Genomic DNA, 14,564 nt, shown 5'->3' on the forward strand with positions numbered 1-14,564 from the left:
AACTTTCCTTACAACCTTCATTTACTTAATGGTTAAAAAATTTCATCAATCATGAGAAAGAGATTTCTTATTGAAAACGGTCGTTCCAATACTCGCTGTAATTACACAGGCAATAGAAATCCATTGCAAAAAAGATAATTCTTCAGCAAGAAAAACCAATCCTGAGAGTGCGGCAAATGCCGGTTCCAGACTCATCAGAATACTGAAAGTCTTTGCAGGAAGTTTTTTCAAGGCCATCATTTCCAGTGAAAAGGGCAAAGCACTCGAAAGAACAGCCACGCCAAGTCCTTTTATAAAAATAGCAGGAGTAAGATTGAAAACGGCTCCATCCCAGATGGTAAAGGGAATAATGACAAGGCTGGCAAATATCATCCCGGTGGTAACCGCATCTTTTCCATCCATTATTTTCGAAACCTTTCCACCCATTACAATATACAGGGCCCAGAACATCCCTGCCAGAAAGGCCAATCCAAGTCCTAGCAAATCGACATGATCATTTTTCCAAGGAACAATTAACAGAATTCCCACGCAGGCCAGTAATGCCCACACGACATCCAGCAGTTTACGGGACAATGCCAATGCAAGAAATAATGGACCCGCAAATTCCACAGTAACAGCCAATCCCAGCGGAATTCTTTGAATGGCCATATAGAAAATAAGATTCATTGCAGCCAATCCAACTCCATAGATCGCACAGTATTTCCATTTCTGGCTGTTAAATTGTAAAAACTTAGGACGGTTAATCAAAGTAAGCAAAACAGCAGAAAGTACAATTCTTAAAGTAACCGTACCAATAGCTCCGATTACAGGAAAAAGCTGTTTTGCAATGGAGGCTCCTCCCTGCACACAGATAATCGCTAAAAGCGTAGCCGGTATTGCTAAGTTTGATTTTTTCATTTCTACAATATATAATTCAAAAGATATTGGAAGGAAGTGTCCGGGATTAAACAAGCTTTTATTTCATATGACAGATTGTAAAATTCATCATACAAAAATCAGCCTCCAAATGTATTGAAATTTTATCGCTTATCATGGGTACAGTTTACACATATTAAAAGGATATAATAAACAACTATTTCCTGCAGAATCATCAAAAAAAACAGAAAGGAACTTTCTCTAATGATTTTCTAATCACATTCTAAAGCTTTTCTAACGGCAAAAAAGGACAGTCAGTTTTACTTTTGCACAGTAAAAAATAAAGCAATATGGACTCAGATCCTTACAGTAATTATCAATCTTAAAAGCTTTAGTTGTACTCACTTTTCCCGTACAGCTGAAAAGCTTACAAAAACAGGAAAAGTTATGAATACATTCGAATTTACCCTTCGTCTCCTTACCGCATTTTGTCTGGGAGCCGGTATTGGCTTCGAAAGACAGTGGCGCAAAAAAAATGCAGGTCTCCGCACCAACACTCTGGTATGCATCGGTTCTGCGGCATTCGTACTGATTGCCATCAGAATTGGTGGCGATGCAGCCGGCCGAATCACTTCTTACATCGTCAGTGGAATAGGTTTCCTTGGCGGCGGTGTTATCATGAAAGACGGCCTTACCGTAAGAGGATTAAATACAGCAGCCACATTATGGTGTTCAGCAGCCATAGGCGCATTATGCGCTTTGGGATATCCTCTGGAAGCCTTAATCACAGTTCTCTTCATTGTATCTACCAATATATTCCTGAGGCCTACCCTATCCTCTCAGAAAGAAGCCAGAAGCAAGAAATGGTTCAGTACCAGGAAAAATAACAAAGAAAAAGTAAAAATCAGCAATAGCACTCAATTGTATTAAGATCATGAAAAAAATAATCTTAAGTAGTATTATTCTCTTTGCAGTCTCTTGTAAAGACAATGCACCTCAGCAAAACAAAGAACCGGAAATTATAACAAAAGGTAACCAGATCACCATTCCGGAAAGCCATCCGGTTTTCAAAAAAATTAAAACACAGATGGTAACCGAACAGGAACACAGCGACGGTGTGATTTCAGCGGGAACAATCCAGGCAATCCCCAATCATTATGCGGAAATTGCCAGCCCTTTTTCCGGAAGGATTACAAAATCTTTTATTCAGCTTGGGCAAAATGTTTCTGCCGGAAACCCACTTTTTGAAATCCTTTCATCGGATTATTTTTCAGTTCAGAAAGATTACACGGATGCTCTGAATGATGTACAGCTTGCAGAAAAAAATTACAGACGCCAGCAGGACCTCGTAAAACACGGAGTCGGTATCCAGAAAGAGCTGGACGAAGCGGAAACGGATTTTAAAAATAAAAAAACATCCCTTTCCAATGCATCTTCCGCCCTGAAGGTCTATAACAGCAAAAGTGGAGGCATAGGAAGTCCGCTTATTGTAAGAGCACCCATTAACGGAGAAATTATTTCCAACAAAATTGTCAACGGCCAATATCTGAAGGGAGATGCAGATCCGGTCGTGATCATCGCAGAATTATCAAAAGTCTGGATTTCCGGTGATGTAAAGGAAAAAGATATCCGCTTTGTCAATATTGGCGACCAGGTTTCTGTAAAAGTGAGTGCCTATCCCGACAGAAATATTACCGGAAAAGTATACCACATCAATGAAATGGTGGATGAAGATACCCGAAGCATTAAAGTTCTTATTGAATGTGATAATCCGGACAGAAAATTAAAGCCGGGAATGTACGCCACCGTAAACTTCTCAACAACACCTGAAAAGACGGTGATGATTCCTGTAACGGCCTTAATGCAGGAAGACAGTTCACAATATGTATGGATAAAAACAGGAAAAAGCCAATTTACCAGACGTTCTGTGACAACGGGAGAAACCGATGAGAAAACTATAAGAATCATATCAGGATTAAAACCTGGAGAAACCATCATGACCGAAGGTGGAATTTATATGCCGGATACGAAATAATGTAAATGAAAAACTATGAAGAAATTATTGACAATCTCTATACAGAAGAGATGGCTGATGCTTGCCCTCTTCCTTTTACTGGGATTCTTCGGATACTATTCCTGGACCAGATTATCCATAGAAGCCTATCCTGATATTGCTGATGTCACTTCCCAGGTGGTAACGCAGGTTCCGGGCCTGGCCGCCGAAGAAGTAGAACAACAAATTACCATTCCTCTGGAAAGGTCTCTGAACGGTCTTCCAGGAATGCATGTGATGCGAAGCAAAAGTACCTTCGGGCTTTCCATTATTACCATTGTTTTTGATGATGGCATAGACGATTACTGGGCAAGGCAGCGTATTCAGGAAAGACTGACGGAAGTGGAACTTCCTTATGGGGCACAGCCGGGATTAGATCCTCTCACCTCTCCCATCGGCGAAGTATATCGTTACATTATTGAAAGTAACAGCCACAGCCTGCGGGAATTGACAGATTTACAGAAATTTGTTATTATTCCCCGAATCAAACAGGTTTCAGGGATTGCTGATGTCACCAATTTCGGAGGAATTACCACCCAGTTCCAGATTGAGCTGGATCCGCATAAGCTTGAACAGTATGGATTATCCCTGTCAGAAGTTACCGAAACAATCTCCAAAAATAATGTCAGCGCCGGAGGAAGCATGCTTCCCCGCGGAAACCTTGCGTATGTCATCCGTGGAATAGGTTTGGTAAAAGACCTGGATGATCTGGGAAAAATTGTAGTCAAAACCCAGAATGGGGTTCCTGTTTTCCTGAATGACATAGGAACATTAAAATACGGAAACCTTGAAAGAAAAGGAGTTCTTGGCTACACAGACAGAAACCGTAATTATTCTGAAAGTGTAGAAGGAATTGTACTATTGCTAAGAGGACAAAACCCTTCCCAGGTACTGGAAGGAGTACATGAAGCGATTGAAGAACTTAATAATGAAACACTTCCACCCGGAGTAAAGATCCATCCTTTTCTGGACAGAACAGATCTTGTAAAAACAACGCTTACCACAGTTTCTCATACCCTTACCGAAGGAATTGTACTGGTGATTATTGTACTGATTGTATTTCTGGGAAGCTGGCGCGGAGCATTACTGGTAGCGATTACCATTCCGCTTTCTTTATTATTTGCTTTTATACTAATGCATTTTACTAATATTCCGGCCAATCTTCTTTCACTGGGAGCTATTGATTTCGGAATCATTGTAGACGGAGCCATCGTTATGCTGGAAACCATCCTGAAGAAAAGAGAAGAAAACTCAGAAGAAACACTGGAAGAAAAAACAATTACGCAAAGAGTGATTGAAGTAGCAAAACCGATTTTCTTTTCCACCATCATTATCATTACGGCCTACCTTCCATTATTTGCTTTTGAAAGAGTGGAAAAAAAATTATTTACCCCCATGGCTTTTACTGTTGGATATGCTCTGTTGGGAGCCCTTGCTGTAGCATTACTTCTTATCCCGGGATTAGCCTATGTAATTTATCGGAAACCACAGAAGATTTATCACAATAAATGGCTGGAGAAACTCAGCACAGCCTATGGAAAAAGCATTGAAAAAATAATGCAGACTCCTAAAAGAGTTCTCATTCCCATTATGATTGTTTTAGTATCTGCCGGAATTCTCTCCTGGCATGTGGGAAAAGATTTCTTACCTGAACTGGATGAAGGCTCTATATGGCTGCAGGTACAGCTTCCACCCGGAATTTCTTTAGCCAAATCAAAAGAAATGAGTGATACCTTACGTGCCCGCACGCTGAAACATCCTGAAATTACCTATATGATGGTTCAGGCAGGACGTAACGATGATGGTACCGACCCATGGACCGCTTCCCACTTTGAAGTTTCTGTCGGAATAAAGCCTTACAGCGAATGGCCTTCAGGAAAAACAAAAGCAGACCTCATCAAAGAACTTGCTGCAGATTATAAGGACATGCCGGGATTCACCGTCGGATTTTCACAACCTATGATTGATGGAGTTATGGACAAAATCTCCGGAGCGCACAGTGAGCTGGTGGTAAAAGTATATGGAGAAGATTTTAAAGAAACCAGAAGAATTGCAGAAAATGTATTGTCTACTTTACATAAAATTCCGGGTTCGGCAGACCTTGCCATTGATCAGGAGCCACCGTTACCTCAACTGCAGATTATTGCCAACAGAGATAAAATTGCCCAGTACGGATTGAATGTTGCCGATGTGGCCGATCTTATTGAGGTCGCATTGGGAGGAAAAGCCATTTCCCAGATCTTTATCGGCAATAAAGTGTATGATATTTCATGCCGTTACACAGAGGACAGCCGCGATACTCCGGATAAAATCGGAAATCTGATGCTTACTTCAGCTTCCGGAGCCAAAATACCTTTATCACAGGTCGCAGAAGTGAAATTAAGTACCGGAGAAAGCACCATTACCCGAGAAATGAATAAACGACATCTTACGGTAAAGCTGAATTTAAGAGGCACCGATCTTTCTTCCTTCCTGAAAAATGCACAGAATACAATTGAAAAAGAGATCCAATATGATCATGAGAAATACCAGATCAAATGGGGCGGACAGTTTGAAAATCAAAACAGGGCATATTCCAGGCTGGCATTTATTGTTCCGCTGGCATTAGCTATTATGTTTCTGCTGCTGTACGGTGCCTTTGGAGATTTCAGGCAGGCTTTGGTACTGATGTCTATCGTTCCGTTGGCTCTATTTGGGGGAATGCTGGCACTTAATATCCGCGGAATGTCTCTGAATGTATCTTCAGCAGTAGGATTTATCGCTCTCTTTGGAGTGGCCATCCAGAATGGAGTGATCATGATCTCTCATATCAATGATCTGCGGAAGAAAGGATATGAACTGAAAGAGGCTGCCATCAAAGGTGCAAAAGACCGTTTCAGACCTGTACTGATGACCGCGACGGTTGCTGTCATCGGATTATTTCCGGCATCATTGGCCACAGGAATCGGTTCTGATGTACAGCGTCCACTGGCAACAGTAATTGTTTACGGGCTGATGTTCTCTACTATTTTAACCTTATTCGTGCTTCCGGCTATTTATTTTATGACTGAACGCCGAAACAAAAAACAAAATTTAGAATCAGATGAAAATTAGAGTTCGTTTTATCATATTATCTGTCGTATTGCTCAGCATCACCGGGATGAAAGCACAGGAAAAAGAGCTTTTACCCTTTGAAGAATACCTGAGTCTTGTAGGAAATAAAAATTTAGGCTACGCTTCTCAAAAATACAATGTAAGCATGTCCGAAGCAGCTATTCAGACTGCTAATATGTTCCCTGATCCTGAGCTGGAAATGGAAACCACCAATAACGGAGTAAGACAAAGTATGGGTTATGTGTATGGTGCCTCACTTGGCTGGACACTTGAATTGGGTGGTAAAAGAAAGGCCAGGGTAAATCTGGCAAGAAATCAATCGGAGCTGAGCAAAATACAATTGCAGGATTTTTTCAGGAATCTTCGTGCAGATGCCAGCTTAGGATATATTGAGGCTTTAAAATCGAAGGCTTTGCTTGAAGTGCAGGAGGATTCTTATCAAAACATGCAGCAATTGGCAAAATCCGACAGTATCCGGTATAAATTGGGAACGATAACATTGGTCACTTCCAAACAGAGTAAACTGGAAGCAGCTTCTTTGCTCAATGAAGTATATCAGGCTGAAAGTGCAGAGCAGCAGGCTCTCACCGGTTTATCTGTATTTCTGGGAGATGGCAAAATTACAGGCAGAGATGTTGCCGGAGACTTTAATGCTTTCAACAGAGATTTCAATATCGATGATCTGATTGTTCAGGCTTTAAATGAAAGAGCAGATTTATTGGCTGCGAAACAAAATACAGAAGTAACCAAAAGCCAGATCAGCCTTGAAAAAGCTAATCGCATCATAGATTTAGGCATCAGTGCCGGAGCGGAACGGCATACTGAAGCAACGAATGAAATTGCTCCTTCTCCCACTGTAAATGCTGTAAAAATGGGTATCAGTATTCCTTTAAAATTTTCCAACAGAAGAAATGCCGGATTGAAAATTGCAGAAATGGCCCATTCGCAGGCAGAAGTTGAGTATAAACAGATCGAACAGGAGATAAGAGCTGAGGTAATGCAGGCTTTTCAGCAATACACAGCCACTCAGAAACAGCTCAGACAATTTCATAACGGAATGCTTTCTGAAGCCAAGAGTATTCTGGAAGGAATTATTTATAGCTACAAAAGAGGAGAAAGCTCTATCCTTGAAGTCCTGAATGCCCAGAGAACCTATAACAGCGTTCGAAAAGATTATTATGAAGCTCTTGCAGATAATGCAGCCGCTCTGATTGAGCTTGAAAGAAAAGCAGGAATCTGGGATATTCATTTTTAGCTGGAAGAGGGAAGCTGGAGGATCGAAGTTTCTGGATGTCGATGAATAAATACACACCATTTAATTAACTTTTTAATATTCAGATTGCTCATCAAGGAATAACAATTGATAGTTTTTAAACATAAATATAACTTCCTACTCCCATCCTCCAGCTTCCAGCATAAAAAAGAGCCCTGAAATCAAATAGATTTCAGGGCTCTTTTTATTTCTTATACTGTGATTCATAAATTCCGATCCAGTCATCAGGAGTCATTTTCTGACTCAGCTCGGCAATCAGTTCAAAAGGAATATCTTCTGTTTTTTTGAAGCGGACACAGGATTTACCCATATCCAGCTTTTTCTTAGAATATTTGGGATACTCTCCTACAAACCAATCCAGAAGTTCCGGTTTTGAATACAGTCCCATATGATAGAGTGCTATAAAATTCTTCTGGGAAGCAAGGTTGATAAAAGGCAGCGGTGTCCCGGGTGCACAGTGATATCCCGCAGGATATGTTGTCAAAGGAACTACCCAGCCTATCATCCCGTAATTTGCAGCATCTTCAAAACCTTTCGGAAGGTTGTCGTTCACCGTATCAAAAAGTTTTTTAAAAGCTTCCTGTCTCTCTTCAGGAATTTTTGAGATATAATCTTCTATAGAAACCGACTGAATCTGCATGTGATAATTTTTTCTAAAATACGATTATTTTATAAAATTGTATACACTGAACATCTGAACCTCTTTGCTGCTCTTTTGAAGGAACATCATTTTATTGACATTCGGAACATACTGAATCATATTTCCATCTGCAAAACCGTAGTTCTGGAAGAAATTTCTACCTTTATAATCAAGGCTTACTTCCTGAGGTTTCAGATTGGCAAAATCAAAAACTTTCATAGAAAATCCTGTATTACCAAATGCTCCTTTAGGATAAAAAGCAGAAATATAAAGTTTGTCTCCGGCTTCAACCACATGAATTCTTTTTCCTGTAGAAGTTCCTGCTGCTACGAATTGCTTTACTTCACCTTCTTTGTTAAACTTGATCAGCATTCCCGCATCCAGAGAATATACAGGATCAGGGAAACGGTTCATTGCTGTAGGCATCGGTCTTGTCACCGTCTCCTGCTGAACAGCCATTAAAGTTTCATCCCCTTTCACAATCGTTTTAATGACTTTCACATCGCTCATATCTTTGCTTCCAGCCAGATTGGTATTGCTGATGACTGCTTTCCCAGACTTCATATCATAGTACATTACCGTTCCGAAAGTACTTGCTCCAACAGTAACCGCTGCATTTTTCCTTCCAAAAGTCACCAGATAATCACTATCATTTTTACTGAAAGCATATAACTTTTCAGGAATATATTTATCATCGAACGGAAGGTCTTTATCTTCAGTATTGGAAACCAGTTCCAGCTTATAAGATTCTTTCCAGCCTGCGGCTTTACGTAATAGGACGATTTTCGCTGAGTTGGTTAATGTCAAAGACTTTTCAACATAATCATTGCTCAATGTGATTTCTTTGTTCCAGACCGGAGAAAGTGTTCTTAAATCCATTACCAGCACATCATTGACATTATCTGTCTTTTTATTCGCATATCTGTCATTGAATATGGCTGCATATTTCCCGTTTTCTGAGAAAAGGACATAAGTAGTTCCTGATTTGTTGGTAGACTCGATGCTGTATTTTGCAATACTCTTTGTTGTAAAAGTCCCTTCCTTTCTACTGAAAACATGCTGGAATACTTCCTTTCTGTTTTCTTTTCCGAAATACTCTTCCGTAAATGCTATAAATTTATCATCATCGATCTGTTGCGACCCCAGATAATTGTGAAGAACACCATTCGTTTTGTTGGCATAATCTTTCACATAAGTATCCACAAGACTTCCGTTCTGATCCAGTTTTCTCATCAGTAATTTCTTGTGAGGGAAAACATTTCTCATCAATCCGTCAATATTGATAACACTGAACATATAAGAATTGTAATCATCTGCCAGTACCAGTTTATCATCCGTTTCAAGATTGGCATCCACTGTGAATTTTGTTCCTTCTGTTACTTTCGTCTGTGCATAAGAGTACACGGAAGCGGTAATTAATGCCGAAGCAATAATCTGTTTAATCATATCGTTTTCTTTAGTTATTATAAATTTTTTCTTCTAATCTTTTCAGTTCAAGATTAGCATCGTAGGATAGTTTAATATCCACTAAATGCTCCTGTAACTCATTTAAATATTTCTCTGCTTCCTGATAGTTTCCTAAAGCAATATTCAATCTTATCAGGTTAAAATAAAGGTATTCTCCGATCTTCTGATTGTAAACAGCTTTCTTATCGTTGTAATTTACTTTTGTTAAAGCTGTTTTCCAGAGATCAATTCCTTTCTGCATATTCTCCATGGCAATTTTGTTCGGTGCATAATCCGATTTCGCCTGAAGCTTTTTCAGATTGGTCGTCACATAGATATACGCTTTCTCCAGATCATCATACTCTCCTTTGTTTTTTACCGTCGCCAATGTCACCGTAGAATTAATCGTCTGATACCCGAAGTTTTCATTGATAATATTTCTTGTGCGGTCGATCGTTCTTTGCAGGAATCTTTTTTCCTGAGCATTGAGATTAATTTCATTAGTCGGAACGCTTGCTATTTCTGCAAAATCTGAGAAGTAGGTTTTATCGAGCTTTACTGCGCCGCCTTGCTTCGCTGTGATTTTTGTAGGTTGGTTGGCAAAAGTTTTTCCCTGATTGTCCTGAAAATTTGTTCTTTCCATTTCAATGACAATATCAAGATAATTTCCACCTTTTGAAAAACCGGTCACATCAATTTGAGAAGCCAGAATTTTGTTATCCACAATTAAAGCATCCCTCAGATCAGGCTGCTGGTACACCGGCATTGGAGGAATATTAAGGATAGGTCTTGAAGGAAGCCTCAGTACGGGAGCTCCATTGGTTGCTGCAATTTTTTCAACAGCTGACAATTTGCTGTATTCTGCAGATTCAAGTTTGTATTTTTCCTGAAGTTTTTTTACTTCAGCATCATAGTCTTTTAATCTTTCCTGATGCTCATACTTGGCATTTTCAACATTAGTCTGGTAATTGTCTACCTTTTTCTGGTGGTCTTCTTTTGAAATTCTGATGACATCATCTTTTGTAATGTTGTAGGGAGACCTTACCGTAATCGTATAATTTCTGTTGGAAAGTTCCGTAGGAAAAACCGGCTCTTTTAAAAGCTGGAAACTGATTATTTCTTTATCAATTCGCTGAGCCTGGGAAAATTCGGAATAAAATAATGGTATTAAAAAAAATAGTTTAAATTTATTCATGGATATTATAGTTTTCGGTGCAAATGTATAATAATTTTATGGACATTTTCTGATAATATTTTGTCCAGTTATTATCAAAACTGGTCACAAAAAAAGGCAGCTGCACAAATGCAGCTGCCTACAGAAATTATTAACTCAAAAAATTTTATTTTTTAATGGCTTTTACCGTTGATTTTGAACCATCCTTAAAGTTCATCGTCACTAAGTATAAACCGGCATTTAATTCCCCTAACTGAAGTTCATTAGTTGGATTGTCAATAGTTTTCACTACTCTTCCCGCTACATCTGTAACCGTTATAGTTTTAACACCTTTTATATCACTAATATGAAAAACATCTTTAAAAGGATTCGGGTAAATATCTCCTTTTTTAAGACCATTTACTTCAGCGGTACTGAGTTGTATATTTTCGTCAACTGAAAATGCAAAAATATTAGGATAACCCGATCCGCTTGCTTTAGTTATCATCACACTTTGTATAGGTTTCACCTGGTTTACCGCATCTATTGCCAATGCATTCTGATAAAGTCTCGGATCTGTAGTACTTGATTCTAATGCATCTGAAGTTCTTTTTATCCTTCCAATCCCTTTGATGGCAAAGTTAGCTCCTCCATACCAATCAGAAAGACTTATATTGGAAAATACCTGGCTACTTCCATCCGTAAAATTGACTGTTACATTCACCTTAGATGTTCCACTACCACTGGTAGAAAGCATATACAATGTAAAAGCAGCTTTAGGAGTTGTAAACGTAAGAGTTCCGCTATCATTGGCAGCAGCCAGCCTTAATGAATTATTCGCATTTAAGTTTCCTAAAACATAACTAAGTCCCGGAGTTGTTGTAACTACAGAGTTGATAATGCCATCAACAGGAATACCGTACGTAATAGCTGGGCTTGTGGGTGTCAACTGAAAATCTTTAGCTACAAAAGCGTAAGAAACTCCATCTACATCATTGCTTGTACTCATCATGGAAGAACCCATCCCGTTAGCGATGACATCGGTTGTAAAGCCTGAAGAAACCGGCATGGTTTGATAATTCTGAGCCTGCATTACAGCGGTAGAGAATACAGCAAGACATGAAAGCTTTTCTAAAAATAGTTTTTTTTTCATAGTGAGAGGTTTTTTGTGTTTAATCTAATCCAAAAATAAAAAACCACTAATAAAAAAGCTATTTCACAAAACAATAAATAACATATTGACTTAAATTGTAAAAAATAGCTACAAAAAAACTAAAATTATTAACACAAAAAAAATAAGTAATGAATATTATTTACCTGTTCTCAATAATAAATCCCGGAATTTTGAAATAATCTATCTCATAAAAATGGGAATATTAAAGTCAGGAAATTACCCCTTATAACAAAAAGGCAGCCGCACGAATGCAGCTGCCTACAGAAATTATTAACTCAAAAAATTTTATTTTTTAATGGCTTTTACTGTTGATTTTGAACCATCCTTAAAGTTCATCGTCACTAAGTATAAACCGGCATTCAATTCCCCTAACTGAAGTTCATTAGTTGGATTGTCAATAGTTTTCACTACTCTTCCCGCTACATCTGTAACAGTTACAGATTTTACATTTTTGATATCTGCAACATGAAGCACATCCTTAAAAGGATTAGGATATACATTCACTTCTTTTTTCTTCAGATTCGTTTCTGAAGTGGATAAAGAGGTAGCCACTTCAAAGGTAAAATCAATAAATTCTCCTCTTGAAATAGCAGAACAAGGGTTTGAAGGGGCTGTACTGTTATAATCAGTCACCACTCTCATTCTATAAGATCCAAGAGGTGTTCCTGCAGGCACAGTGATAGATCCCGACGTGCTTGTAACATAAGTATTGGTCACAAACATTCTTTCTGAAGCTTCAAAAGTTAAATTATTATTCCAGTCTACCCAAACCCCGATTCCACATGTAGGGCCACCGACCGTAAAAGATACGGAAGTACTGGATCCAGGAGCATTGATTATTTTGTTACTGGTTGTTGTTAAATTCTGATATCCGCCTGCAACACTTGAACCGGATGAATAAGCCATATCTACAAGTCCTCCTGTAGAACTGAAGTCAGAAAGCCATGAATTCTGAGAAGTAGATGAAGGTAAGCAATACCCTGTTTTGAATGTAAGCATTTCACTCCAGATACTTTTATCAGCAGCACTGCATACAGATCTTACCCATACATAATAATTGGTATCAGAAGATAATGAACTTAATGGTGCAGAAGTCGTAACAGAAGTTACAGAGTTGGAAGCGTTCAAAACAGTAGATGCATCAGGTGCAGTATTCGTTGTACTGTAGTATACTTCGTATCCATTTGCAGGAACCGAAAGAGGAGCTGTCCAGCCAATTGATGCAGAGTTCGTTGTAAGATTGGATACTGCAACTGCAGTCGGCTCAAGGCAGGATGGAATATCCTGAACGGTAATATTATCAATATAAATAGAACGGTAAGTACCTCCTAAACCATGTTTGAATGCCAGTTGCAAATCAGAACCTGCAGGAATATTCACAGTATATTGTGCATGCGTGGTTGTAAGAGAAATAGGAGTTCCTATCTGTGTAAAAGAAGCAGGGTCTGCAGGGTTTGATAAAGTACCTACTAACAATGTAGTCCCTGTTGTTCCTGTTTTTGCATAGAATCTCACACGTTTGGTCCCGTCTGAAAGGTTCACCGTTGGAGGTGCTACCAACATCTGATTTCCTGTAGTAGCGCTTGAATTATATAGATAGTAAGCGTTAGGTACTGAATAATTACTGGTGGTCGTTACATATCCATACCCCGAAAATGAAGGAGTTTCCAGGTATGCCCAACAGCTTGGTGCATTGTTATTACTTTGTGAACCTGTACTTGTCGTATCAAAATTTTCTGTATAAGGAACCGTGAAAGTAGAACAGGCCGTTTTAAATGTTCCTGCAAAAGACCATACACTCTGTCCGGTTGCTGTATTACAATTCGATCTTACCCAATAATAATAGGTTGTATTGGAATTAAGACCTCCTATTGTTGTACTTGTTCCTGTTACTCCCGGATAAGTAGGTGTTACTGAGCTTGCCGGTATTGTGCTGGAAGTACTGTGGTACACATCATAACTGGCAGCACTGCCTGTCCATGAGACTAAAGCAGAATTGGCTGTGATTCCGGAAACGGCCTGCAATACAGGAGGCATACAATCCGAATAGGCATCTGCCGAAAAAGCAAAAATATTCGGTATACCTGAACCACTTGCTTTGGTTACCGTTACACTTTGTATTAGTTTTGCCTGATTTGCAGCATCTATAGCCAGTTCAGCCTGATATAATCTTGGATTGGTTCCGCCCTCAGGAGAGGGAATATCATCACCGGCACTGGGAGTAGCCCCGGGCTTTTTAATCCTTCCTATTCCCTGGATGGCAAAACTAGGTCCATTATACCAGTCAGCAAGACTGATCCCTGAAAACGTCTGCGAACTTCCATCAGTAAAATTCACTACTACATTTACCGTAGAAGTACCACTTCCACTTACTGCAAGCATATACAGCTTGGTTGCAGCTTTCGGTGCTGTAAATGCCAGGGTTCCGTTATCATTAATTGCAGCCAGTCTTAAAGAGTTGTTCGCACTCAGACCGGCCAGTTGAAAACTCAGTCCCGGAGTGGTTGCCACTACAGAATTAATAATCCCGTCAACAGGAATACCATACGTAATAGCTGCACTTGTGGAGGTTAACTGAAAATCTTTAGCTACAAAAGCGTAAGAAACTCCGTCTACGTCATTGTTTGTAGTAATTGTGGAAGAACCGATGCCGTTAGCGATTACATCAGCTGTAAAGCCTGAGGAAATGGGCATGGTTTGATAATTCTGAGCCATCATAGCCGTGGCTGAAAACAGAGCAATAGCAGGTATTACTCTAGAAAATAAATTTATTACCATTTTAATCACATTTGAGGCGAAATTTAAGAAAAATAATAATACGAAAACATTATTTTTAACAAAATCACAACCTTTATTTAAAATGTATGAAAAATTAAT

The 14,564-nt window shown here is 39.2% G+C and carries 10 protein-coding genes; 4 read left to right on the forward strand and 6 right to left on the reverse strand.

Going from position 1 to position 14,564, the window contains the following annotated elements; all coding sequences use genetic code 11:
* Positions 1-45: 45 nt before the first annotated feature.
* Positions 46-897, reverse strand: a complete 852-nt coding sequence (locus V0410_RS11355) for an EamA family transporter (protein ID WP_330747637.1) — start codon at positions 895-897, stop codon at positions 46-48.
* Between the two features lie 405 nt (positions 898-1,302).
* On the opposite strand from V0410_RS11355, the gene V0410_RS11360 reads away from it, so the two are divergent.
* From V0410_RS11360 to V0410_RS11375, 4 genes are read left to right on the forward strand one after another with little or no spacing between them, the layout of a single operon-like run.
* A complete protein-coding gene (locus tag V0410_RS11360) occupies positions 1,303-1,785 on the forward strand; it encodes an MgtC/SapB family protein (protein WP_330747638.1) in 483 nt (160 codons plus the stop codon).
* Positions 1,786-1,789: 4 nt separating this feature from the next.
* Positions 1,790-2,890 carry an efflux RND transporter periplasmic adaptor subunit gene (locus V0410_RS11365; protein ID WP_330747640.1) on the forward strand — a complete coding sequence of 367 codons (1,101 nt, stop codon included), beginning with the start codon at positions 1,790-1,792 and terminating at the stop codon, positions 2,888-2,890.
* A 15-nt stretch (positions 2,891-2,905) separates the two neighbouring features.
* The gene (locus V0410_RS11370; RefSeq protein ID WP_330747642.1) at positions 2,906-6,001 is read left to right on the forward strand and encodes an efflux RND transporter permease subunit; all 3,096 of its coding nucleotides are present in this window, start codon (positions 2,906-2,908) and stop codon (positions 5,999-6,001) included.
* Entirely contained in the window at positions 5,991-7,256 is a 1,266-nt protein-coding gene (locus V0410_RS11375) for a TolC family protein (RefSeq protein ID WP_330747644.1), read from the forward strand. Before V0410_RS11370 ends, V0410_RS11375 begins: the two co-directional genes overlap by 11 nt.
* Positions 7,257-7,458: 202 nt before the next feature.
* On the opposite strand, the gene V0410_RS11380 is transcribed toward V0410_RS11375, so the two are convergent.
* The 5 genes from V0410_RS11380 to V0410_RS11400 form a co-directional block, all read right to left on the reverse strand.
* Positions 7,459-7,914: a DUF1801 domain-containing protein gene (locus V0410_RS11380; protein ID WP_330747645.1), complete on the reverse strand. Its 456-nt coding sequence runs from the start codon at positions 7,912-7,914 to the stop codon at positions 7,459-7,461.
* Positions 7,915-7,938: 24 nt separating this feature from the next.
* Positions 7,939-9,360, reverse strand: a complete 1,422-nt coding sequence (locus V0410_RS11385) for a hypothetical protein (RefSeq protein WP_330742954.1) — start codon at positions 9,358-9,360, stop codon at positions 7,939-7,941.
* Between the two features lie 10 nt (positions 9,361-9,370).
* Positions 9,371-10,555: a hypothetical protein gene (locus V0410_RS11390; RefSeq protein ID WP_330742955.1), complete on the reverse strand. Its 1,185-nt coding sequence runs from the start codon at positions 10,553-10,555 to the stop codon at positions 9,371-9,373.
* Positions 10,556-10,700: 145 nt separating this feature from the next.
* Positions 10,701-11,666, reverse strand: a complete 966-nt coding sequence (locus tag V0410_RS11395) for a T9SS type A sorting domain-containing protein (RefSeq protein WP_330742956.1) — start codon at positions 11,664-11,666, stop codon at positions 10,701-10,703.
* 306 nt (positions 11,667-11,972) lie between these two features.
* A complete protein-coding gene (locus tag V0410_RS11400) occupies positions 11,973-14,465 on the reverse strand; it encodes a GEVED domain-containing protein (RefSeq protein ID WP_330742957.1) in 2,493 nt (830 codons plus the stop codon).
* Positions 14,466-14,564 lie beyond the last annotated feature (99 nt).

It is taken from the genome of Chryseobacterium sp. CP-77 (assembly GCF_036362765.1).
In the GTDB taxonomy this organism is placed as follows: Bacteria; Bacteroidota; Bacteroidia; order Flavobacteriales; family Weeksellaceae; genus Chryseobacterium; species Chryseobacterium cupriresistens.